This window comes from Mesorhizobium delmotii, assembly GCF_900149755.1.
Classification (GTDB): Bacteria; Pseudomonadota; Alphaproteobacteria; order Rhizobiales; family Rhizobiaceae; genus Mesorhizobium; species Mesorhizobium delmotii.
This window is the reverse complement of record NZ_FUIG01000103.1, coordinates 151,626-172,768: the sequence shown is the minus strand read 5'-3', so window position 1 is coordinate 172,768 and position 21,143 is coordinate 151,626. Positions and strand designations below refer to the sequence as shown.

Below are 21,143 nucleotides of genomic sequence, written 5' to 3'. Positions count from 1 at the left end.
AGGCGGAGGCAAGGGCGAGGGCTGAAGCGGAGGCCAAAGCCAAGGCCGAGGCGGAGGCAAGGGCCAGAGCGGATGCCGAAGCGAGAGCCAAGGCGGCGCAAAAAGCGGCGGACGAGGCGGCGAAAGCCGAGGAACAGCAACGCCGGAAAGCGGAAGAGGCGAGGCGGATCGCTGCGGAACAACAGGCAAAGCTCGACGCCCGGCGCAGGGCGGCGGCTGAGCAGGCGCAGAAAATCGAGCGCGCGCGTCAGCCGCCGGCCAATGACAACCAGCCGCCAGCAGGATCCGCGCCAAAACCCACGCTTGAACCTTCGTCGATCGACAATCTGCTGAAGTCGCTGGGCGGCGGATAGCTCCACCTAGACCGGTTTCATCCCTCGCTTCGCCCAATCCAGGACGTAGAGCCTGAGCGCCGAGGACAGGTTGGCATCGCGCGGCCGGGCCTCGTCGATTTCGGCGACGAGGGCGGCGAGCGTCAGTTTGCGCGCGGCCGCGATGGCGACGAGATCGTCGAAAAACGGCTTTTCGAGCGAATAGCTGGTGCGATGGCCGCGAATGGTCACCGAGCGTTTCTCGACCGGGCTCACCGGACGTGACTCATTTCACTTCAAGCATCGGATTTATCCGAAAACCGCGGCGCACTTTTCGGTCCGATGCTCGGGGAATCCGGATCGCCAGAGGCTTCGCGGCGATGGCCGGCGACAAACTTTTCTGCCTTGTCGGCGATCAGACTGTCACGCTCACGGTCGGCCTTGGAACGGCCGTGCAGCGTCCGGTTCTGTTCGGCCAGGCGCCCCTTCTCGGCTCGTGCCTTCTGTTTGCGGGCCTGGCGGAGATTGACGATGTCGGCCATATCGCGCGGCCCGTCGGATCACTTCTTGCGGAAGGCGTCGAGCGACACCACTTCGGCGCCCTTGGCGGCGGCGTCGGCCGCGGCAGGCTTCTTTTCGGCCTCAGCGGTCTTCTTCTTTTCCGGCTTTTTCTCGGCGACGGCGGCCAGCGGTTCGGAAGCGGGCTGGCCGGCCAACTCCTCTTCTGCCGAGGTCTCCGTCTTCACGTCGAATTCGAGCTCGAAATTGACGGACGGGTCGTAAAAGCCGCGCACGGCCGAGAACGGGATTTCCAGCTTTTCCGGCACGTCGGAGAAAGACAGCCCGACCTCGAAGCCGGTGTCGGTCACCTTCAGGTCCCAATACTGGAACTGGATGACGATGGTCATCTGTTCGGGATAGCGCTCGCGCAAGCGGGAAGATACGCGCACGCCCGGGGCGCCGGTCAGGAAAGTGATGAAGAAATGATGGTTGCCGGGAAGCCCAGTGCGCGCGACCTCGGCCAGGACCTTGCGCATGACGCCGCGCAATGCCTCCTGGGCCAGAATGTCGTAGCGAATGTGGTCGTCGGCCATGTGGCTGTCGGGTTCCGTTGAATCGTCCGCATAGCTGTAATCAAGCTTGAGCGCGGCGTAAACCGGATATAGACGCCGGCAGCGCAGATGCGAGAGGGCATGCCTCAGATTTGATCGCTCAGGCGCCAGCGAGCGCGCTGTGCTTTTGCGCGTCGGCCGCCGGCTGCCGCTTGCCGAAGGCGCGCAGGAAGGTGCGCACGCCATGTGTCGCCGATTGCAGCACCTCATCATCGGTCGGCGTGCCGCCAAGCATGAAGGTCGTCTGCAATTCGGCATTGGCAAGGGCCAGGAACTGGCGGGCTGCGACGTCGGGATCCTCGATGTCGAGGAAACCGGCATGGGCGAGGCGGGCGAAACGGGCGGCGATAGCCGGCCATGTCCTGCCCGGTCCCTGTTCGCGCCATTCGGCAAAGAGCTCGGGATAGCGCTCGCCCTCGGTCTGGATCAGCTTGCGCAGGAATTTTCCATCGCGGTTGCAGATACAGTTGCGGTTCATACGCACAGCAAAAGCGATCAGATCGGCCTCGAGATCCTTCGGCTGGTCCGGAAAGGTGGAAATGGTGGCGAAGATGCCGGCATTGCAGCGCTCGGTAAGGTCGCGGACGATGGCGACGAAGAGTTTCTCCTTGTCGCCATGGTGGTTGTAGATCGTCTGGCGCGAAACGCCGGCCTCGGCGGCAATCATATCGATATTGGCGCCGGCGAAGCTTTCGCGGCAGAACACCTCGCCGGCAGCGTCCATGATGGAGGCGCGCTTGGCCTCATGGCCGCGTGGCGGGATGGTGTCAGGAGAAACGTCGTGCTTCATGAAAACTATATAGAAGTGATTGACGAATTAGACAAGAGTGTCTAATTTTATGGACTTAGCTTAAAGGAATTTCCTCTGCAGGAAGTCGGAATTTCACGGGATGGTACGTCCTAGGATTATGCGCCGGTCGGCAAACCAGATTTGAAAGAAACCCGCTATCATGAGTCCCCAATTCCTCCGCATCGCAGTCGTGCTCGGCCTGTTGTCCGCCATCGGTCCGTTCGCCATCGACATGTATCTTCCGGCGCTGCCTTCGATCGGCGCGGATCTGCAGGCCAGCACCGCTGCCGTGCAGATGAGTTTGCTGATCTTCTTTCTGTCCATGGGTTTTGGCCAGATCGTCGTCGGACCGATCTCCGACATGGTCGGGCGCAAGCTGCCGCTCTATGGCGGCCTCGCACTGTTCATGGTCGGCGGCATCGGCTCGGCGCTGGCACCCTCGGTCGAATGGCTGATCGCCTTCCGTTTCCTGCAAGGGCTCGGCGCCAGCGCAGGCATGGCGGTGCCGCGCGCCATCGTGCGTGACCTGCACACCGGCACCGAGGCTGCCAAGCTGATGTCGCTGTTGATGCTGGTGTTTTCGGTGTCGCCGATCCTGGCGCCGCTGACCGGTAGCGTCATCATCGAGAATTTCGGCTGGCGTGCCGTGTTCTGGACGGTAACGGGTGGGGCGGTGCTTGCCACCATCCTGCTGGCGACCTCGCTCAAGGAGACGCGGCCGGTCGAGACGCGTGCAGGCAGTTCGTTCGGCACCGCGCTCTCGGCCTACCGCTTCCTGATGGGCGACCGCAACTTCCTTGGCCTGGCGGCCATCGGCGGCTTCGGGCTGGCGAGCTTCTTCGTCTATCTCTCGAGTTCCTCCTTCATCCTGATAGATCACTACGGGCTGTCGCCGTCGGTCTACAGCATGTTCTTCTCGATCAACGCGGTCGCCTTCATCGGCATGTCGCAGTTGACGGGGCTGCTGTCCGAACGGTTTGGGCTGAGGCCGGTGGTGCGGGTCGCGGTGGTCGGCTATGCGACGACGATGGTGGTGCTGTTCGCGGTGATGGCGTCCGGCGTCGACCGGCTCGATGTGATGGCGGTGCTGCTGTTCGTCGGCTACGGGTTCCTCGGCCTGGTGATCCCGACGACGTCGGTGCTGGCGATGGAGGAGCATGGCGCGATCGCCGGCACGGCCTCGGCGCTGATGGGCACGCTGCACTTCGCCATCGGTGCGGTGGCCATGGGCATCGCCGGCGTGTTCTTCGACGGCACGCCGCTGCCGATGGTGGCCGGCATCACGCTTTGCGCGGTGATCTCCTTCATGCTGGCCAAGGTGACGCTCGGCCGTGGGCGGGAGGTTGTCGAAGCGCCGGCAGAGTAGATGCTTTCCAGCGAGAGCATGAAAAGGCCGGGTCAGTCCCGGCCTTTTTCATGTCGCAGTTCCCAGGACAGCAAGACAGCGTCGCGAAGGAAATAGCGCAAGAGCGCGGCCAGCGAGCATGCTGCCGTAATCGTATCGAAGGGAAGAAGTGGAGGTTTCTGTTGCCAGGTACCTCCGAACCCCGCCTAGAAGTGCGAACCACTAGGGCTTGAAATGAAGCTATCGCACCGCTTACGCGGCGAGACGTGCTTCCGCATAGTTGTCGTTGGCAACTATAAGTTTAGCCCGATAACGGTGGTACAATGCCGGGCAAAAGTACGATCTTTACACCTTCGTCGATCCTATTTCGCCCCCAGCAAAAGCCGCTCTTCGATAAAGCGGTTTTTGGTGGAGGCGCCGGGTACCGCCCCCGGGTCCGAACGGCTTATTTCATCGCCTGTTTATCGCCATAGTCGGTCGAGCCGACGAAACAGATATAGGGACCGATCGTGGAAAATGAAAGGCCTCAATTGATGCCTTGTCGTTGTGTCAAACAGCCTCGCGAAGGCTTGACTTGTCAACGGTCTCAACCGAAGCTTGCGGCGGTGAGGAGTTACCGACTTAGCGTACATTTTGCGGCAGCGCGCCACGACCCTCATCGACCCGATCCCGTGGCGCCGACGAGGGGAATTTTGATGGCCGACTATCTCGCAGACGTGAAGAAATACGACGCCGCGGCAGATGCCGACGCGGTCGCCAAGATCGTGAAACATTTGGGCATTGCGCTGAGGAATCGGGATTCCTCGCTGGTATCCTGCACGGACCCCAAGGAACTCGATCGCGTCAAAACGAACTGGGTCGCCAAAAAGCTCGGCATCGCCGACGGCAGCAAGGCGGACGCCGCCATCGAAAAGACCTGTAAGGCGATGGAGGCCGACAACACCAAGAGCCGCGTGACGTTCTATTACCTGGTCGCCAAGGATCTGGGTAAGCTCGCCAGCCTCTGACAACCGTCCTGCATCAGGCATCCTGCATCGGCGGAATGCTGGCGCGATTTCCACGCCGGCCCACAATGTAGGCGCCTGTGGGAACATTCTGCACTTTGACATGTTCGGCCGGCAGCCAGTCGGTTATGATGGCCGGTAACCCGAATCGAGCCCCGAATCGAGCAGAAGCCGATGCGCCAGTATCTCGACCTCTTGAAGCACGTGCTGGAAAACGGCACCGATCGCGGCGACCGCACCGGCACCGGAACGCGCTCGGTGTTCGGTTATCAGATGCGCTTCGACCTTGCGCGCGGCTTTCCGGTCACCACCACCAAGAAGCTTCACCTGAAGTCGATCGTGCATGAACTTCTGTGGTTCCTGGCCGGCGACACTAACATTAGATATCTCAACGACCACGGCGTCTCGATCTGGGACGAATGGGCCGACGAGAATGGCGACCTCGGTCCGGTCTACGGCAAGCAATGGCGCTCCTGGCCGGACGGCCATGGCGGCGCCATCGACCAGATTGCCAACCTCTTGAAGGAGATACGCAAGAATCCTAATTCCCGACGGCTGATCGTTTCGGCATGGAACCCGGCCGAAGTGGAAGACATGGCGCTGCCACCCTGTCACTGCCTGTTCCAGTTCTATGTCTCGGAGGGCAGGCTTTCCTGCCAGCTTTACCAGCGTTCCGCCGATATCTTTCTCGGCGTGCCGTTCAACATCGCTTCCTATGCGCTGCTCACCCTGATGGTGGCGCAGGTGACGGGGCTGAAACCCGGCGACTTCGTCCATACGCTGGGCGATGCGCATCTTTACGCGAACCATTTCGAACAAGCGCGCGAACAGCTGCGGCGCACGCCCAAGGCGCTGCCGACGCTATGGATCAATCCGGAGGTGAAGGACCTCTTTGCCTTCAGCTTTGAAGATTTCCGGCTGGAAAACTACCTCGCCGATGCGACGATCAAGGCGCCCATCGCGGTGTGAGCCGCAAACATCGGGCTTCTACTGTACCCTGTCTCGAAATTGCTCGGTGGCGGTTCTGGGTCGTCCGCCGCGAGTACCGTATCCGATGCTTTGATCCACGTCGGCCTGCAACGTTTGCGCTGTATGCACTGCTATTTATCGTGAGCGGTGGCGGCAACACGCAATGCCATTAGCGGGGCCATTGGCTGGGCCATTGTTCGGGCTGAGTCTGGCAAAAGCCGTTCCCTTGTTATATTCAGATGGATATATCGATTGGCTGGCTCGCGCCGATCGGATTTTTTCAAGCCCCAGGAGAGTTCATGCTGCTGCGCAAGGGTTTCGGATTGAAGGCACCCGCCATTGGCGGTCTCGCAGCGATGTTGATCGCCGCCATGCCGATTGCCCATGCGGATGACAGACTGATCGTCTTCGCCGCGGCAAGCATGAAGAACGCACTGGATGCCGTGAACACCGCCTGCGAGGCCGATGTCGGCGAGGCGGCGATCATTTCCTATGCGGCAAGCTCTGCATTGGCCAAGCAGATCGAGGGCGGCGCGCCAGCCGATGTCTTCATCTCAGCCGACCTCGACTGGATGAAATATCTGTCCGACAAGAAGCTGACCAAGCCGGATACCGAAGTGAAGTTGCTCGGCAACCAAATCGTGCTGGTGGCGCCGAAGGATTCGTCGGTCGAAACCAGGATCGAAAAGGGTTTTGATCTTGCTGGGCTGATCGGCGACGGCAGGCTTGCCATGGGCGATTTCAAAGCGGTGCCGGCCGGCAAATATGGCAGGGCCGCACTTGAATCGCTCGGCGTCTGGTCCTCGATCGAAGGCAAGGTGGCACAGGCCGAGAACGTGCGCGCAGCGCTCAAGCTGGTCTCGACAGGCGAGGCAGCACTCGGCATCGTCTACGCCACCGACGCGTCCGCCGAGCCCGGCGTCAAAGTGATCGGCACCTTCCCGGAGGATTCGCACCCGTCGATCGTCTATCCGGTTGCCGAGATGGCGGATTCCAAGGACAAGGATGCGCTGGCATTCCTGGAATGCCTGCAATCCGCCAAGGCAGGCGAGGTCTTCAAGGCGCAAGGTTTTACGGTCCTTACGCCGAGCAACTGAGGCACACCAAAAGATGAATTGGTTGCTGGACCTCACTCCCGACGAATGGAATGCGGTCCGGCTGTCCGTCAAGGTGGCGACCGTGGCGATGATCGCCAGCCTGCCGCCCGGCATATTGATCGCGCTTGTGCTGGCCCGTGGCCAATTCTGGGGCAAAACGCTGCTCAACGGGCTGGTGCATCTGCCGTTGATCCTGCCGCCGGTGGTTGTCGGCTATCTGCTGCTGCTCTCCTTCGGCAGGCGCGGCCCGGCCGGAGCCTTTCTGGCCGAGCATTTCGGCATTGTCTTCTCCTTTCGCTGGACGGGTGCCGCATTGGCCTGCGCTGTCATGGGCTTTCCCTTGATGGTGCGGGCGATCCGGCTGTCGATCGAGGCGGTCGATCGCAGATTCGAGGCGGCGGCCGGGACGCTTGGCGCCAATCCGCTGTGGGTGTTCGGGACGATCACGCTGCCGCTGATCCTGCCCGGCCTGATTACCGGCGCGATCTTGTCTTTCGCCAAGGCGATGGGCGAATTCGGCGCAACGATCACCTTCGTTTCCAACATCCCAAACGAGACGCAGACGCTGCCGTCGGCGGTCTACACGTTCACGCAGGTGCCGGGCGGCGATGCCGAAGCGCTCAGGCTGACGCTGATCTCGATCGTCATCTCGATGGCAGCACTTGTCGCATCGGAGGTGCTGGCGCGGCGCGTCGGCAAGCGGATGGACATCGAATGACGGTCGTGATCGATATCAGCCACCGGCTTGGAGATTTGGGGCTCGACGTCCGCTTCGGGAGCGCCGGGCGGCTGACCGCGCTGTTCGGGCCTTCGGGCTCCGGCAAGACGACGCTGATCAACATGATTGCCGGACTGATCCGGCCTGACAAAGGGCGGATCGAGGCCGATGGCCGTGTGCTGGTCGATACCGATGCGCACCAGTTCGTGCCGAAGCACAAGCGCCGCATCGGCATGGTGTTCCAGGACGCGCGGCTGTTTCCGCATATGAGCGTGGCCAGCAATCTGCGCTACGGCCGCTGGTTCACGCCGACGGCGGAACGCTATGCGGACATCAATGCCGTGGTCGACCTGCTCGGCATCGGTCCTTTGCTCGACCGGCGGCCGGCAAAGCTTTCCGGCGGTGAGAAACAGCGTGTGGCGATCGGCCGGGCGCTGCTCGCCAGCCCGAAATTGCTGCTGATGGACGAGCCGCTGGCTTCGCTCGACGACGCCCGCAAGGCAGAAATCCTGCCTTACATTGAGCGGCTGCGCGACGAGACGAGAATCCCGATCGTCTATGTCAGCCATTCGATCTCGGAGGTGGCGCGGCTGGCAAGCGACGTGGTGGTCCTGGCGCAAGGCAAGGTCGCCGCCTGCGGCCCGACCGGGGCGATCATGCAGCGGCTCGACCTGTTGCCGGCGGAAGAGCGCGGCGAGGGCGGCGCGGTGCTGGATACCGCGGTGCTGCGCCACGATGAAGTCTTTGGCATGACCGTGCTTGGCTCGGCGGCGGGCGAGATCCGCGTGCCGCTTCTGGCAATGCCGGTCGGTGCGCCGGTGCGCATCCGCATCCGTGCCCGCGATGTGATGATCGCCATCGAACAGCCGACGGGTCTCAGCGCGCTCAACATCCTGCCGGGCACGATCGTGGCGATAGAGCCGGGTGAAGGGCCTACGGTCGAGATCGGCATAGACTGCAATGGCGCAACCGTGGTTGCCCGGGTCACCGAGCAATCGCGACAGACGCTGAAACTCCGGCCCGGCCGAAACGTCTACGCGGTGGTCAAGACGGTAAGCTTCGACCGGGCGAACACGACCGCCGGCCTGCCTGTCGAGGCGGATGGATGACCGGCGGATGATTGTCGCTATATTATTTTAGAATAGCGGTATCGCCGGAGAGCTTCTAGGATGGATGTGGCGTGACTGCGGAGGAGCAAATGCCGTCGCTGAGCTTGCGGATAAACCTCGATCCAGAAGGGCGCATCGGGCCGGGCAAGATCGAGCTTCTGGAGCAGATCGCCGCTTTCGGCTCGATCTCGGCTGCGGCGCGCGGCATGGAAATGTCCTACAAACACGCCTGGGATCTCGTCGAGGACATGAACCGGGTGTTCGGCAAGCCGCTGGTCGCGGCGCAGACCGGAGGGAAAAAGGGCGGCGGCGCTCAGTTGACTCCGGTGGGGCTTGCGGTGGTCAGCCGCTTTCGAGCCATCGAACGGGCTGCGGCTTCCGCGGCGGCCACTCATATGGAGGCACTACAGGCGGAGATCGATGCTGGGTGAGGTCGGTGGAATCTGTACCGGCCGAGCCTAAAGCGCGTCGCATTTGAACGGATTCATGCGACGCGCTTTAGGTTCTTTTTTATGCATGTCGTTATCGCAAAACCGCTGCGCACTTTTGCGCGACATGCATTACTCCTCCGGCTCGCCGGGCTTGCGCAGCAGATAAGTGTCCATGATCCAGCCCTTTTTCCGCCGGGCTTCGTCGCGGGTTTTCACGATCTCGTCGCCGACATCGCCGAGGCGACCGGAAATGAGAATCTCGTCGGGCGTGCCGAGATAGGCGCCCCAGTGGATGACGAGGTCCTTGTCGTCCAGCCTATTGAAAGCGCATTTACCGTCCAGCATGACGACGGTGCTGCCGGCACTGTCGGGCAAACCTTCCTCGGTAAGCCGGCGGCCGGTGGTGATCTGAATTGCGTCGCCGATGCGGTTCAGCGCTATCTTATGGCCGGCGGCGAGCGCCTGGACAGCAGTGATGCCGGGGATCACCTCGAGCTCGAACTCGACATTGCCTCTCATGCGCACACGCTCCAGGATGCGCAGCGCGCTGTCGTAGAGCGAGGGATCGCCCCAGATCAGGAAGGCGCCGCAGCCATCTTGCGAAAGCTCGTCGCGGATCAGGTCTTCATAGGTCGCGGCGATCGCCTCATGCCAGTCATCGACGGTCGAGCGGTAGGAGGGCGCCGGCTCGGCGCGCACCGGCACGTCGAATTCGACACGGCGCGAGCCTGGATTGGTGACGAAGCGGTCGCAGATCTGGCGGCGCAGTTCTGCAAGATCGTTCTTTTTCGCGCCCTTGTCGGGAATGAACAGCACGTCGGCGCGGTTCAAGCCGCCGATGGCCTGCACGGTCATGTGGTCGGGATTGCCGGCGCCGATGCCGATGACGAGAAGCTTGCGCATGGGCGAACTCCTGCCCGATCGGAACGTCGCTGTCCAGACAAGCCTGGCACGGTGATGGCACGGTGGTCATGGCTTGTGCGCAAGCGCCGACGAGTGCACGGAAGGGCTTTGAAATGCCACGTTGAAACGGCTAGAGCGACGTGCGGCCAATCGGACGCACAAAGTACGCTCTAACACCTTAAATCCCAGCATCGTGCTTTTCGAAAATCGATTCCGATTGTCGGGCTGGTGCGATAGAGTCATACCGGCATCTCGCCAAAGGAGCTTCCATGTTCCGTTATGTCCTGACCGCCGCGCTGGCGCTCTCGGCCACGCCCGTATTCGCCAATGATTCGATCGCCGAATTGGGAACGGGCGGTCTGATCCTGTCGCGCAGCGACGCGGTCGCCATGGAGAGTGAGGACCTCTACATCTCGCCGGAAAAGGTGACGGTCGACTACGTCTTCCGAAACAACACGGACAAGGATGTCGACGCGATCGTCGCCTTTCCGATGCCCGACATCGAAGGCGATCCGAACGAGATGCCGGCGATCCCCGACGGCCAGAGCAACAATTTCCTCGGTTTCGAGGTGACGATCGACGGCGTGCCGGCAGAACCGCAGCTCGAGCAGAAGGCGTTTGCGCTCGGCATCGACATCAGCGCCGATTTGAAGGCGCAAAACGTGCCGTTCTACCCGTTCGGCGACGCGGCCAGGGCGGCATTGGCAAAGCTGCCGCAAACGGTTACCGACGACTGGATCGATCGCGGCCTCATCATCGAGGACACCACCGACGACGGTTCAGGCATGAAGACCGCCTATGTGCCGTTCTGGCAATTGCGCTCGACCTACTGGTGGCGCTCGACCTTTCCAGCCAACAGCGCAGTCCAAGTCGCACACCGCTACAAGCCGAGCGTCGGCGGCACGTCCTCGGTCAGCTTCTTCTATGACGGCCAGTTCCAGGGCCAATACGCCGCCTACAAGACCCGTTACTGCATGGACGGCACGTTCGAGAATGCGATCCGCAAGGCGGCAAAGGGTAATCCCGACGGCACCCCGAGATACTTCGAAAACCGCATCGCCTATATCCTGACCACTGGCGGCAACTGGGCGACGGGCTCCATCGGCAAGTTCAAGCTGACCGTCGACAAGGGCCATCCGAAAAACCTGGTCTCGTTCTGTGGCGAAAACGTCAGGAAAGTCGGGCCGACGCGTTTCGAGATGACGGCAGAAAATTTCTACCCTGAGCACGACATCGACATATTGCTGCTGGCGCCTTCGGGCGATGGCGGGAGCGGCGGCTGATGGACGTCGCGATCTATGTCGCCATCGCCGAAAACGGCGTGATCGGGCGCGATGGCGGCTTGCCGTGGCGGCTTTCCAGCGATCTCAAGCGGTTCAAGGCCGACACGATGGGCAAACCTATCATCATGGGTCGCAAGACCTATGAAGGCATCGGCCGGCCGCTGCCGGGCAGGCTCAACATCGTGGTGACCCGCGACAGGGCCTGGCGCGCCGAGGGCGTCGAAATCGTGCATTCGCTCGACGAGGCGATCAGTCTGGCGAAGGTGCGCGGGCGCTGCATGGCCGGCGCCGACGAAATCTGCGTCATCGGCGGCGGTGAGATCTATGCCCAGGCGCTGCCGCTGGCCGACCGCTTGCATGTCACCCATATCCTTGCCGCGGTCGACGGCGACGCCCATTTCCCGCCGATCGACCCGGATTTGTGGCACATTGTCCGCACGCAGGACGTTCCGGCCGGTGAAAAGGATAGTCATGCGACACGCTATTCGGTTTACGAGCGACGCCGCGACGTGCATTGAGAGACATTAAAGGGTCGCGACGGTCCAAAACGGACGGTGACGACGACCGATCGCGTTGAAAGCGTGCCGTCGCATCCCTATAGAAGAACAACACTGGATTTTGCGTCGTCAGACCGGCGCGTGGGGGAGCGAAAGGACATTCATGCCCTGGAATGACAAAAGCGGCGGTGGCGGCCCATGGGGCGGCGGCAACAATCCAGGACCCTGGGGGCAGGGACCGAAGGGGCCTGGCGGTCCGCAGGGCTCGCCTCCCGATCTCGAAGATATCATCCGGCGCGGCCAGGACAGGTTGCGGCGCGCGTTGCCAGGTGGCGGTGGCGCCAGCCCAGCCGTGTTCGGGCTGATCGCGGCGGCGCTTGTCGTGCTGTGGGCGTTCAAGGCGGTCTATACCGTGCAGCCCGACGAGGTTGCGGTCGAACTCAGGTTCGGCGTGCCAAAGGCGGAGTTCTCGCAGCCAGGCCTGCATTTCCATTGGTGGCCCATCGAGACGGTCGAGACGGCCAACATTGCCGAGCAACTCGTCAACATCGGCGGCGGCACGGCCTCCGGCAACGGCTCAGGGCTGATGCTTTCGGGCGACCAGAACATCGTCAACGTCCAGTTCTCCGTGGCCTATCAGGTCTCCGATCCGAGGGCCTATCTGTTCGACGTGTCCGATCCCGACGGCATGCTGCGGCAGGTCGCCGAAAGCGCCATGCGCGAAGCGGTCGGTCGGCGGCCGGCGCAAGACATCTTCCGCGATGATCGCGAGGGCATTGCGGCGTCCGTGCGCGAAATCATCCAGACGACGCTGGACGGCTATCAGGCCGGCCTGAACGTCAACGCGATTTCGATCGAGGATGCCGCACCGCCGCGCGAAGTGGCCGACGCGTTCGACGAGGTGCAGCGCGCCGAGCAGGACGAGGACAAGTTCGTCGAGCAGGCCAACCAGTATTCCAACCAGAAGCTCGGCCAGGCGCGCGGCGAGGCCGCACAGATCCGCGAGGAGGCGGCCGGCTACAAGAACCGGGTCGTGCAGGAGGCCGAAGGCGAGGCGCAGCGCTTCATCTCGGTCTATGACGAATACGCCAAGGCGCCGGATGTGACGCGCCAGCGGCTTTATCTGGAAACGATGGAGAGGGTTCTGAAGGATTCCAGCAAGGTCATTATCGAGCAAGGCAGCGGACCAGGGGTCGTTCCCTATCTGCCGCTGCCTGCCCTGCAGCAGAAGGCGCCGGCGCCGGTCCTCGGAGGAACCCAGTGATGGCCAACCGTCTTCCCATCATCGCCGTCATCGCCGCGGTTATCCTGTTCCTGCTCTATTCGTCGGTCTTCGTTGTCAATGCGCGCCAGCAGGCGCTGGTGCTCAGGTTCGGCGAAATCGTAGACGTCAAGAGCCAGCCGGGCATCTACTTCAAGGCGCCGTTCGCCTTCTTCGACGCCGACAGCGTGCAGTTGATCGAAAACAGGGTGCTGCGCTTCGACCTCGACAACATCCGCGTCCAGGTTTCAGGCGGCAAGTTCTATGAGGTCGACGCCTTCATCGCATATCGGATCTCCGATCCGCGCGTGTTCCGCTCCGCGGTGTCCGGCCAGATCGAACTGGCCGAGGCACGGTTGAGGACGCGTCTCGACGCCGCCTTGCGTCGGGTTTACGGTTTGCGCGACTTCGAGGCGGCGCTCTCGGAAGAGCGAGCCGTGATGATGCGTGAAGTGCGCGACCAGCTGAGGCCCGACGCCACGTCGCTCGGCCTGCAGATCGAGGATGTCCGCATTCGCCGAACCGATTTGACGGCGGAAGTCTCGCAACAGACATATGATCGCATGAAGGCTGAGCGTCTGGCCGAAGCCGAGCGGCTGAGGGCGCGCGGCAACGAGGCGGCGCAACGCATCAGGGCGCGCGCCGACCGCGAAGTGGTGGAGATCGTCGCCGAGGCACGGAGAGAGTCTGAAATCCTGCGCGGTGAAGGCGAAGCTCAACGCAGCGCCACCTTCGCGAATGCCTACCAGCGCGATCCAGCCTTCTTCGACTTTTACCGGTCGATGAATGCCTACGGCACGGCGCTGGACAATACTGGGACGACGATGGTGCTGTCGCCGAATTCGGAATTCTTCCGTTTCTTCCGCAATCCCGCCGGCGCGGATGCGCCGGCAGCGCCGCCCGCAGCACCTGCTGCACCGGCAGCGCAGCCAGGCACCGGCCAGTAACGGCCGGTGGAGGATTTTCTGGCGGCAATAGGCTTGGTTCTCGTGGTAGAGGGCCTGGTCTATGGCGGCTTTCCCGGCCTCGCCAAGAAACTTGCCGGCGAAGTTCTGTCGATGCCGGAGAATGCGCTGCGGGTCGCCGGGCTGATTGCCATCGCCGTTGGCGTCGGCCTCGTCTGGCTGGTGCGTGGATGACGGTTTATGATTTCGGGATAACGGAGGTTTTATCCTCCGCCGATAGCCATAGCCGCAAACGTGCCGTATTTCTTGCCAACATGGTTCGACGCAGCGTTTTCGGCGAGCGCTTTTCTTCTCAGAGACACCGGGAGACTTCTCGATGACATCCAACAGGTTTTTGCGCGCGGCGAGGCGGACGTTCACCGCGGGTGCTGCAGCACTTCTTATCGGCGCCGCTACCGTCCCGTCGCTGGTGACGCCTGCGGCCGCCGCCGACGGCCCGGCTTCGGTCGCCGATCTCGCGCAGGGCCTGCTCGGCGCCGTGGTCAACATATCGACCTCGCAGAGGGTGAAGGGCACGGAAGGCCCGGGCGCGGTACCGATGCCGCAGCTTCCGGAGGGCTCGCCCTTCCAGGATTTCTTCGACGATTTCTTCAAGAACCGTCCCGGCGAACAGGGCAACCCCTCGCAAAAGGTGCAGTCGCTGGGCTCCGGCTTCGTGGTCGACGCCGAGCAGGGCATCGTGGTGACGAATAATCACGTGATCGCCGATGCCGACGACATCGAGGTGAATTTCTCCGACGGCGTGACGCTGAAGGCGACGCTGGTCGGCACCGACACCAAGACCGACGTGGCGGTGCTCAAGGTCGATCCAAAAGGGCACAAACTGACGGCGGTGAAATTCGGCGATTCCAGCAAGATGCGCGTCGGTGACTGGGTGATGGCGATCGGCAATCCGTTCGGCCTCGGCGGCACCGTGACGGTCGGCATCGTCTCGGCCCGCAACCGCGACATCAATTCCGGTCCCTATGACGACTTCATCCAGACCGATGCCGCGATCAACCGCGGCAATTCCGGCGGGCCGCTGTTCAACAGCGACGGCGAGGTGATCGGCATCAACACGGCGATCATCTCGCCGTCCGGCGGCTCGATCGGCATCGGCTTTTCCATTCCCTCGCAACTCGCGTTGGGCGTCGTCGACCAACTTCGCCAGTTCGGCGAGACGCGGCGCGGCTGGCTCGGCGTGCGCATCCAGCCGGTGACGGACGACATTGCCGAAAGCCTCGGCATGGCGACTGCCAAAGGCGCGCTGGTTGCCGGCGTCATCAAGGGCGGGCCTGTCGACAACGGCACCATCCTGGCGGGCGACGTCATCATCAAATTCGACGGCAGGGACGTCAATGAAATGCGCGACCTGCCGCGCGTTGTCGCGGAGAGCACGGTCGGCAAGGCTGTCGACGTGGTCATCGTGCGCAAGGGCGTCGAGCAAACCGTGAAGGTGACGCTCGGCCGGCTCGAAGATGGCGAAAAGCTTGCCAGCGGCGAGAACGGCAACACCGAAAAGGACAATGGCGACGAGGCGCCTGCCGTTTCGACGGTTTCCGTGCTCGGCATGACCGTCGGCGAGCTCAACGACGAGACGCGGACGAAATTCGGCATTGCCGCCGAAGTCTCCGGCGTTGTCATCACTGATGTCGCTAAGGATTCGGCCGCTGCCGAACGCGGCATCCAGGCCGGCGAGGTGATCACCGAGATCGCGCAGGAATCGGTCGCCACGCCCAAGGATGTCATGGACCGGATTGCCGCGTTAAAGGAGCAGGGACGCAAGAACGCGCTGCTGATGCTGGCTTCAAAGACCGGCGAATTGCGGTTTGTGACGATCCGGATGGATTGAGTCCGGTAAAGGCGCAACACTTTGATTTTGAGGGAAAAGGGCGGCTAGCGAGCCGCCTTTTTTCTTGCTTGCCAATCCTTGCCTGTCAGCCTGTAGAAAACATGCCGCTTGAGCATGGCGTGGCTGTCCGGAATGCCGGGGTGGTCGAAATCGCTGGCCGGGTCGGCGGTCATGCCCAGGCGTTCCATGACGGCGGTGGACCGGCTGTTATCCTTGACGGCGAAGGAAACCGTTTCCTTGAGGCCAAGCGTTTCGAAACCATAGGCGAGCCAGGCTTCGGCTGCCTCGGTGACATAGCCATGGCCCCAGAATTCGGGCGCCAGGCGCCAGCCTATCTCGACGGTGCCGGCCGGCAAGAAGGGCAAATGATCGGTTCGGGTTATGCCGACGAAGCCGATGCAATGGCCGGTGACTGCGATCTCGGCGGCTGTGAAGCCGAAACCGTCGCGGTCGATGACGGCGCGCAATTCATCCATCTTGGCGTCGGCCTGCGCGCGGTCGCGGCGAAACGGAAAGAATTCCATGACGCGCTCGTCGGAGTTGATGCGGTAGAAGAGCTCACGGTCGCAATCTTCCCAGTTGCGCAGGATCAGGCGCTCGGTGCGGATCGGCGTCACTCTACAAATTCCTCCCGCCGGTAGCCCTGCAGATAGAGAAGCGCGGTCAGGTCGCCATGGTCGATGCGGAATTTTGCCTCCGCCGCCACGACCTGCTTGGCATGAAGTGCCACACCGGCGCCGGCAAGGCGGATCATGTCGAGGTCGTTTGCGCCGTCGCCGACAGCAAGGGCGTCGGCGGTCGTCAGCCCGAGACGCGCCGAAATCTCGAGCAGCGCGTCGGCCTTGGCGGCACGCCCCAGGATCGGCTCGGCCACCAGCCCGGTGAAGCGACCGTCCTGCTCGATCAGGCGGTTGGCGCGGTTCTCCTGAAAGCCGAGCATGGCGGCGATGCGTGAGGTGAAGACGTCGAAGCCACCCGACACGAGTGCAGTCCATGCGCCGTCGGCCCGCATGGTCTGGACAAGCGCGCGGCCACCGGAAGCCAGCGTCAGGCGGTTGGTGATGACGCGGTCGACCACGGCAGTGTCGAGGCCTTTCAGCAGCGCCACCCGTTCGCGCAAGGCCGGCTCGAAAGCGATCTCGCCATTCATCGATCGCGCCGTGATGGCGGCGACGTAATCCTTGACGCCGATCTCGTCGGCAAGCTCGTCGATGCACTCCTGATCGATAACAGTCGAATCCATATCGGCGATGAGGATTTTCTTCCGCCTTCCCTCGGCCTGCTGGACGATAACGTCGACCGGTTCGGGTGCGAGCACGGCGCGCAGGCTGGCGGTCGTTTCAGCCGCTTCGGCCGCCTCGGGCAAAGCGAACTCGCAGGCGATGTCTTCGGCCAGCCAGCGAACGGTGCTTGCGCCGACCGACAGTGACACCATATTCGCAAGCGCCGGCGACAATGCGCGGCCGGCGGGATGGGACACAAGCGTGGCGATCAGCGGCATCGAAAATTCCGGCGGGCAGGCGGGCGAGGGCCGCATTAACAACGCGATCCTGATAGCCGGGCCGACCGCCAGCGGCAAGTCCGCCCTGGCACTTGACCTCGCCGGGCACAACGGCGGTGTCATCGTCAACGCCGATTCCATGCAAGGCTATTCGGTGCTCGACGTGCTGACGGCGCGGCCGACTGTTGCCGAACTCGCCCGCGTCCCGCATTTTCTCTACGGTCATGTCCATCCCTCCACCGCCTATTCCACCGGCGCCTGGCTGCGCGATGTGATGAAGCTCATCGACGAGGGCACGTTCTTCGAAAGGCCGGTGATTTTCGTCGGTGGTACCGGACTTTATTTCCGGGCGCTTGCGGAAGGCATTTCGGAAATGCCCGACATTCCGCAGTCGATCCGTGATCGCTGGCGCTACGAACTCCAGGAGCAGGGCGCGGCCAAGCTGCACCGCATCCTGCTGCGCGAGGATTCGGCAGCCGGTATGATGCTGAAGCCGACCGACGGCCAGCGCATCGTGCGAGCGCTGGAGGTGCTCGACGCGTCGGGCCGTTCCATCCTGGAATGGCAGGCGGCGCGCGGCCGCCCACTGATCGACAGGGCGAGCACGCGCTTCTTTGTGATCGAACCGGACCGAGCGGCACTGGTGGAGCGGATCGAGGCGCGGTTCGACCGCATGCTGGAGAAGGGTGCTCTCGACGAGGTCAGGCGGCTGACCGATCTTGGCCTCGATCCCGATTTGCCGGCGATGAAAGCGATCGGCGTTCGCGAACTGCAGGCCGCAATGGCCGGCGAGTTGAGTTTTCCCGAAGCGATCGAACGCGCGAAGATCGCGACGCGACAATACGCCAAGCGCCAGGCGACCTGGTTCAGGCATCAGTTGGGTCCGGAATGGCTGCGATTGCGCCCCGATGATCGTGCGGGATCCACGATCTCGGATATCCTTTCCAGTGCAACCTGAAAAGTTGACTTTGAGGGGAGGCTTCCCGTTGAAGTTGTCCTAATTAACCCTCCGTAAGCCCGTCCATGCCATAACGTCTTTGGAAATTTTCCAACGGGGAGCAGATGCGTTTTCACAAGGCGGAATCAGCCTTTTTCGTCTTCATCTTCGTGATCCTGGCCGCCGGCCTGGTGACGCTTCACGCCTATGGGCTTCTGCAAGCCTTCGCCGAAGAGGTTCATACACCCGCCAGGGTCGACGAGATCATTTATCTCAACAAGCTGTTGTTTGGGACCGGCGTCCTTTTGGCGACTGCCTTGTTCTTCGGGATTTTCTTCATCTACCCGCTGATCCGCAAGCAGGCGACAGAAGAAGGCAAGCTGCGCGCCATGACGGTTTCGCTCAGCGCCCGTTCGGAAACGCTGGAGCACGCGGCGCTGACCGACGGCCTGACCGGCATGCAGAACCGGCGCTATTTCGACGATGCACTGAAGGAATATCTCGAGGAATTCCGCCGCATCGAGAAGCCGGTCGGGCTGATGATCCTTGATCTCGACCATTTCAAGCAGGTCAACGACACCCACGGACATGATGTCGGCGACCAGGTGTTACGCGCGGTCGCCAGCTGTCTCAAGGACATGACACGCTATCACGACGTGGTGGCGCGCCTGGGTGGCGAGGAGTTCGCAGTGGTCACGCCCAACATGGACGCCGAACTTCTGTCCAAATTCGCCGAGCGCATCCGCAAGGCGATCGCCAACATGTCGATACTGTCAGGCAATGTCCGGCTGAAGATCACCACGAGCGTCGGCCTTGCCGTCTGGGACCGTAAGGAAACCGCCGAAGAGTTTTATCGCCGCGCCGACCGCCAGCTGTACGAGGCCAAGAGGCAAGGCCGAAACCGCGTCTGCGCCTGAAATCCCGGAGAGAATTCATGAGGCCGGCCGACTGACGCAGCTTTCTCGACTTCCGGTGCTCATGGACTCAAATGTCCACTCCGCTCCGGGTTCTCGAAAGCCACGTCACTCGATCCGGCCTGATGAATTCCCTTCCGGGATTCGCCTCGATTTCCTAGGTGACAAGCGCTTTGGCCTCCTAGGCTAAAGCCGTCCGGCTCAATCGTTCTGCGGACGCAGGCCGAAGGTTGCGGGTTTCAGGCCATAACGCATGTCGAAATCGTCGTCGGGTTGGACGCGCGGGACGGGCGGCTTGCGGTAGTCGGGATCGCCGGCCTGACGGCCGGAATCCACGACTTCGGCGAAGGCCATCGCCTGCTGCGGTTTTGGCACGTTGCGCAGCCTTTCGACGATCGCCACCAGGTCGACATCATTGCCGATTTCGGACGGCAACGCTTCCTCGCGCTTGGCCGTGCCGGGAATCAGCTCATCGGACATTTTTTCGAACTTCAGCCGCATGGTCGTCGCCACGCCCTCACCGAAGGCGATGGCTTCGCGCTGGCCCATCGAAGACAGGAATGCCAGCGTCGAGGCCGAGGAATCGGCGATCGCCGAGCGGATGATCGCCTGGTCCTGCTCATTGGCAAGCCGCATGGCGAAAAAGGTCGAGCACTGCGACAGGATGGTGGGATCGAGCTCGCCCGGGCGCTGCGTGACGATACCGAGATAACAGCCATATTTGCGGCCTTCCTTGGCGATGCGCGACAGGGCGTGTCGGGTCGGCGCAAAACCAAGGCGCGGATCGGCCGGCATGTAGCGGTGTGCCTCCTCGCACAGCAAAAGCAGCCGCAGCCGGCCTTCGCTCCACAGTGCAAGGTCGAAGGCCAGGCGCGCCAGCACCGAACAGACGGAATTGACCACTTCCGACGGCATGCCGGCCATCTCGAAGCAGGTCACCGGGCGCCCGTGGTGCGGCACGCGGAAAATATTGCCGATCGTCTCGTGGATCGTATCTTCGATCAGCCGCGAATTGAACATGAAGCGGTAGCGCGGATCCGAGGCTGCCGATTCGATGCGCGTCTTCAGCGACTTGAGGGTGGGGCGGTCGTTCTTGCTTTCCAGCAGTCCCATGCGCTCGTCGATCTGCTTGATAAGATCGACAACGCGATAGGGCACCGGGGTGTCCGCGGTCAGTGCATCAGTGCCGCGCTTTAGATACGTGCCCGAATTCGGGTTGCGATACAGGTTCTTGGCCGCGGGAATGAGATCGCGCAAGGCATCGACCTCTTCCGGCACGGTCTCGCGCCCGCGAAACAGCACTTCGGCAAATTCCTCGAGCTTGAACATCCAGAAGGGCAGGTCCAGCGTCGTCGAATCGACCCTGACGCAGTGCTCCGGCAGGGACGCGGCGAACTCGTTGTGCGGATCGAGGATGAGAACGCGCAGGTCGGGTCGAGCGGCGATCGATTTGCGCAAAAGCAGCGAGACAGCAGTGGATTTGCCGACGCCTGTGGTGCCGACAATGGCGAAATGGCGCGCCAGCGTGTCGTCGATGGCGATGTTGGCGTCGATCGCCTCATCCTGTGACAGCGTGCCGATGGTGATCGAATGGCGCCCGGCGAGGTCATAGACCGCCTGCAAGTCGCGGCTGCGGATGCGGTGGGCGATGGCGCCGATATGCGGATAGGTGGTGATACCGCGGTCGAAAATCGGTTTGGCGCCGGGCTCGGCGCCGTCGCGCACCTCGCCGATGAGCTCGATACTGACCTCGATCGGGTTCTGGCCCGCATTGTGCCAGGCGCGATCCGATTTGCCGACCTCGTAGACCAGCCCGACGGTTCGCGTGGCGCCAAGGTTGATGGAGATCATCTTGCCGACGCTCCAATGGCCGGTGACCGTGCCTTCGACATCGGCGGCATGGGCGCTGATGGTGGCGCGCGCGCCGTCGCACTGGACGACATTGCCCAGAACGCGCTTGTCGTTCTGCTCCGCCTTGCGGCGCTCCTGCAAAGTCGGCTCTCCGACGGAGGCTTCGCGGTCGACGAACATGGACAGGCTGTTTCCCATTTCCCCAGGCAATCGACCTTACACCGACGGGGTTAAGGGGGGATGAGGTCGGATGGTGTAGGGGACATTAAACCATTCGCAAAAATTGGACCGATCGGCCCCTTGCTCGACTCCAA

Annotated in this window: 23 protein-coding genes, 1 other RNA gene and 1 pseudogene; 16 read left to right on the top strand and 9 right to left on the bottom strand. The window is 62.5% G+C overall.

The features are described 5' to 3' along the window. Window positions 1-353: pseudogene (locus BQ8482_RS39950) on the top strand (hypothetical protein); the annotation flags it as partial. 6 nt (window positions 354-359) lie between these two features. Here the strand turns inward: BQ8482_RS39950 and BQ8482_RS36530 are convergent. The 4 genes from BQ8482_RS36530 to BQ8482_RS36515 form a co-directional block, all read right to left on the bottom strand. Beyond that, window positions 360-587, bottom strand: coding sequence for a ribbon-helix-helix domain-containing protein (locus tag BQ8482_RS36530; RefSeq protein WP_023798778.1), 228 nt, complete (start codon window positions 585-587; stop codon window positions 360-362). A gap of 20 nt (window positions 588-607) precedes the next feature. Further along, window positions 608-853, bottom strand: a complete 246-nt coding sequence (locus BQ8482_RS36525; protein ID WP_123151928.1) for a DUF4169 family protein — start codon at window positions 851-853, stop codon at window positions 608-610. An 18-nt stretch (window positions 854-871) separates the two neighbouring features. Next, on the bottom strand, window positions 872-1,405 hold the full coding sequence (locus BQ8482_RS36520; RefSeq protein WP_123151927.1) for an SspB family protein: 534 nt from the start codon (window positions 1,403-1,405) through the stop codon (window positions 872-874). A 118-nt stretch (window positions 1,406-1,523) separates the two neighbouring features. After that, complete coding sequence (locus BQ8482_RS36515) at window positions 1,524-2,213, bottom strand: TetR/AcrR family transcriptional regulator (protein ID WP_123151926.1); 690 nt, start codon at window positions 2,211-2,213, stop codon at window positions 1,524-1,526. A gap of 160 nt (window positions 2,214-2,373) precedes the next feature. Between BQ8482_RS36515 and BQ8482_RS36510 the strand changes: the two genes are divergently transcribed. Further along, entirely contained in the window at window positions 2,374-3,579 is a 1,206-nt protein-coding gene (locus tag BQ8482_RS36510) for a multidrug effflux MFS transporter (RefSeq protein WP_123151925.1), read from the top strand. Window positions 3,580-3,726: 147 nt separating this feature from the next. Here BQ8482_RS36510 and ssrA read toward each other — a convergent pair. Next, window positions 3,727-4,084: a transfer-messenger RNA gene (gene ssrA / locus BQ8482_RS36505) on the bottom strand. Between the two features lie 169 nt (window positions 4,085-4,253). Here ssrA and BQ8482_RS36500 point away from each other — a divergent pair. The 6 genes from BQ8482_RS36500 (at window position 4,254) to BQ8482_RS36475 (ending at window position 8,886) form a co-directional block, all read left to right on the top strand. Next, the gene (locus BQ8482_RS36500) at window positions 4,254-4,565 is read left to right on the top strand and encodes a DUF2853 family protein (protein WP_123151924.1); all 312 of its coding nucleotides are present in this window, start codon (window positions 4,254-4,256) and stop codon (window positions 4,563-4,565) included. A 171-nt stretch (window positions 4,566-4,736) separates the two neighbouring features. After that, window positions 4,737-5,531: a thymidylate synthase gene (locus tag BQ8482_RS36495; RefSeq protein WP_123151923.1), complete on the top strand. Its 795-nt coding sequence runs from the start codon at window positions 4,737-4,739 to the stop codon at window positions 5,529-5,531. A 299-nt stretch (window positions 5,532-5,830) separates the two neighbouring features. After that, window positions 5,831-6,628, top strand: coding sequence for a molybdate ABC transporter substrate-binding protein (gene modA / locus BQ8482_RS36490; RefSeq protein WP_165848852.1), 798 nt, complete (start codon window positions 5,831-5,833; stop codon window positions 6,626-6,628). A 13-nt stretch (window positions 6,629-6,641) separates the two neighbouring features. Beyond that, window positions 6,642-7,346 carry a molybdate ABC transporter permease subunit gene (modB, locus tag BQ8482_RS36485; RefSeq protein ID WP_123151922.1) on the top strand — a complete coding sequence of 235 codons (705 nt, stop codon included), beginning with the start codon at window positions 6,642-6,644 and terminating at the stop codon, window positions 7,344-7,346. Beyond that, a complete protein-coding gene (gene modC, locus BQ8482_RS36480; RefSeq protein WP_123151921.1) occupies window positions 7,343-8,455 on the top strand; it encodes a molybdenum ABC transporter ATP-binding protein in 1,113 nt (370 codons plus the stop codon). Before modB ends, modC begins: the two co-directional genes overlap by 4 nt. An 89-nt stretch (window positions 8,456-8,544) precedes the next feature. Beyond that, entirely contained in the window at window positions 8,545-8,886 is a 342-nt protein-coding gene (locus tag BQ8482_RS36475) for a winged helix-turn-helix domain-containing protein (RefSeq protein WP_095494709.1), read from the top strand. Between the two features lie 129 nt (window positions 8,887-9,015). Here the strand turns inward: BQ8482_RS36475 and cobF are convergent, their stop codons facing one another. Then, window positions 9,016-9,789 carry a precorrin-6A synthase (deacetylating) gene (gene cobF, locus BQ8482_RS36470; RefSeq protein WP_123151920.1) on the bottom strand — a complete coding sequence of 258 codons (774 nt, stop codon included), beginning with the start codon at window positions 9,787-9,789 and terminating at the stop codon, window positions 9,016-9,018. Between the two features lie 269 nt (window positions 9,790-10,058). Here cobF and BQ8482_RS36465 point away from each other — a divergent pair, with 269 nt between their 5' ends. The 6 genes from BQ8482_RS36465 (at window position 10,059) to BQ8482_RS36440 (ending at window position 15,626) form a co-directional block, all read left to right on the top strand. After that, the gene (locus BQ8482_RS36465) at window positions 10,059-11,072 is read left to right on the top strand and encodes a DUF4424 domain-containing protein (protein ID WP_123151919.1); all 1,014 of its coding nucleotides are present in this window, start codon (window positions 10,059-10,061) and stop codon (window positions 11,070-11,072) included. Further along, window positions 11,072-11,590 (top strand): dihydrofolate reductase, encoded by a 519-nt coding sequence (locus tag BQ8482_RS36460; protein WP_123151918.1) that lies wholly within the window; start codon window positions 11,072-11,074, stop codon window positions 11,588-11,590. The genes BQ8482_RS36465 and BQ8482_RS36460 overlap by 1 nt, the downstream gene beginning before the upstream one ends. A 142-nt stretch (window positions 11,591-11,732) precedes the next feature. After that, window positions 11,733-12,833 (top strand): FtsH protease activity modulator HflK, encoded by a 1,101-nt coding sequence (hflK, locus tag BQ8482_RS36455; RefSeq protein WP_123151917.1) that lies wholly within the window; start codon window positions 11,733-11,735, stop codon window positions 12,831-12,833. Next, the gene (gene hflC, locus BQ8482_RS36450; RefSeq protein ID WP_095494704.1) at window positions 12,833-13,777 is read left to right on the top strand and encodes a protease modulator HflC; all 945 of its coding nucleotides are present in this window, start codon (window positions 12,833-12,835) and stop codon (window positions 13,775-13,777) included. Before hflK ends, hflC begins: the two co-directional genes overlap by 1 nt. A 6-nt stretch (window positions 13,778-13,783) precedes the next feature. Beyond that, on the top strand, window positions 13,784-13,969 hold the full coding sequence (locus BQ8482_RS36445) for a DUF2065 domain-containing protein (protein ID WP_123151916.1): 186 nt from the start codon (window positions 13,784-13,786) through the stop codon (window positions 13,967-13,969). A 142-nt stretch (window positions 13,970-14,111) separates the two neighbouring features. Further along, entirely contained in the window at window positions 14,112-15,626 is a 1,515-nt protein-coding gene (locus BQ8482_RS36440) for a DegQ family serine endoprotease (protein WP_123151915.1), read from the top strand. 44 nt (window positions 15,627-15,670) lie between these two features. On the opposite strand, the gene BQ8482_RS36435 is transcribed toward BQ8482_RS36440, so the two are convergent. Beyond that, window positions 15,671-16,243, bottom strand: coding sequence for a GNAT family N-acetyltransferase (locus BQ8482_RS36435; RefSeq protein ID WP_123151914.1), 573 nt, complete (start codon window positions 16,241-16,243; stop codon window positions 15,671-15,673). Continuing rightward, window positions 16,240-17,127: a phosphoserine phosphatase SerB gene (serB, locus tag BQ8482_RS36430; protein WP_123152095.1), complete on the bottom strand. Its 888-nt coding sequence runs from the start codon at window positions 17,125-17,127 to the stop codon at window positions 16,240-16,242. Before serB ends, BQ8482_RS36435 begins: the two co-directional genes overlap by 4 nt. Here serB and miaA point away from each other — a divergent pair. Continuing rightward, window positions 17,117-18,085 carry a tRNA (adenosine(37)-N6)-dimethylallyltransferase MiaA gene (gene miaA / locus BQ8482_RS36425; protein WP_123152096.1) on the top strand — a complete coding sequence of 323 codons (969 nt, stop codon included), beginning with the start codon at window positions 17,117-17,119 and terminating at the stop codon, window positions 18,083-18,085. The genes serB and miaA overlap by 11 nt on opposite strands. 104 nt (window positions 18,086-18,189) lie before the next feature. Next, complete coding sequence (locus BQ8482_RS36420) at window positions 18,190-18,981, top strand: GGDEF domain-containing protein (protein WP_095494699.1); 792 nt, start codon at window positions 18,190-18,192, stop codon at window positions 18,979-18,981. Between the two features lie 198 nt (window positions 18,982-19,179). Here BQ8482_RS36420 and BQ8482_RS36415 read toward each other — a convergent pair whose 3' ends face one another. Next, complete coding sequence (locus BQ8482_RS36415; protein WP_123152094.1) at window positions 19,180-21,009, bottom strand: ATP-binding protein; 1,830 nt, start codon at window positions 21,007-21,009, stop codon at window positions 19,180-19,182. Window positions 21,010-21,143 lie beyond the last annotated feature (134 nt).

Coding starts and splice junctions, on each gene's coding strand:
- BQ8482_RS36525 (WP_123151928.1), bottom strand. CDS start 853: ATGGCCGACATCGTCAATCTCCGCCAGGCCCGCAAACAGAAGGCACGA.
- BQ8482_RS36520 (WP_123151927.1), bottom strand. CDS start 1,405: ATGGCCGACGACCACATTCGCTACGACATTCTGGCCCAGGAGGCATTG.
- BQ8482_RS36515 (WP_123151926.1), bottom strand. CDS start 2,213: ATGAAGCACGACGTTTCTCCTGACACCATCCCGCCACGCGGCCATGAG.
- BQ8482_RS36510 (WP_123151925.1), top strand. CDS start 2,374: ATGAGTCCCCAATTCCTCCGCATCGCAGTCGTGCTCGGCCTGTTGTCC.
- BQ8482_RS36500 (WP_123151924.1), top strand. CDS start 4,254: ATGGCCGACTATCTCGCAGACGTGAAGAAATACGACGCCGCGGCAGAT.
- BQ8482_RS36495 (WP_123151923.1), top strand. CDS start 4,737: ATGCGCCAGTATCTCGACCTCTTGAAGCACGTGCTGGAAAACGGCACC.
- modA (WP_165848852.1), top strand. CDS start 5,831: ATGCTGCTGCGCAAGGGTTTCGGATTGAAGGCACCCGCCATTGGCGGT.
- modB (WP_123151922.1), top strand. CDS start 6,642: ATGAATTGGTTGCTGGACCTCACTCCCGACGAATGGAATGCGGTCCGG.
- modC (WP_123151921.1), top strand. CDS start 7,343: ATGACGGTCGTGATCGATATCAGCCACCGGCTTGGAGATTTGGGGCTC.
- BQ8482_RS36475 (WP_095494709.1), top strand. CDS start 8,545: ATGCCGTCGCTGAGCTTGCGGATAAACCTCGATCCAGAAGGGCGCATC.
- cobF (WP_123151920.1), bottom strand. CDS start 9,789: ATGCGCAAGCTTCTCGTCATCGGCATCGGCGCCGGCAATCCCGACCAC.
- BQ8482_RS36465 (WP_123151919.1), top strand. CDS start 10,059: ATGTTCCGTTATGTCCTGACCGCCGCGCTGGCGCTCTCGGCCACGCCC.
- BQ8482_RS36460 (WP_123151918.1), top strand. CDS start 11,072: ATGGACGTCGCGATCTATGTCGCCATCGCCGAAAACGGCGTGATCGGG.
- hflK (WP_123151917.1), top strand. CDS start 11,733: ATGCCCTGGAATGACAAAAGCGGCGGTGGCGGCCCATGGGGCGGCGGC.
- hflC (WP_095494704.1), top strand. CDS start 12,833: ATGGCCAACCGTCTTCCCATCATCGCCGTCATCGCCGCGGTTATCCTG.
- BQ8482_RS36440 (WP_123151915.1), top strand. CDS start 14,112: ATGACATCCAACAGGTTTTTGCGCGCGGCGAGGCGGACGTTCACCGCG.
- serB (WP_123152095.1), bottom strand. CDS start 17,127: ATGCCGCTGATCGCCACGCTTGTGTCCCATCCCGCCGGCCGCGCATTG.
- BQ8482_RS36420 (WP_095494699.1), top strand. CDS start 18,190: ATGCGTTTTCACAAGGCGGAATCAGCCTTTTTCGTCTTCATCTTCGTG.
- BQ8482_RS36415 (WP_123152094.1), bottom strand. CDS start 21,009: ATGTTCGTCGACCGCGAAGCCTCCGTCGGAGAGCCGACTTTGCAGGAG.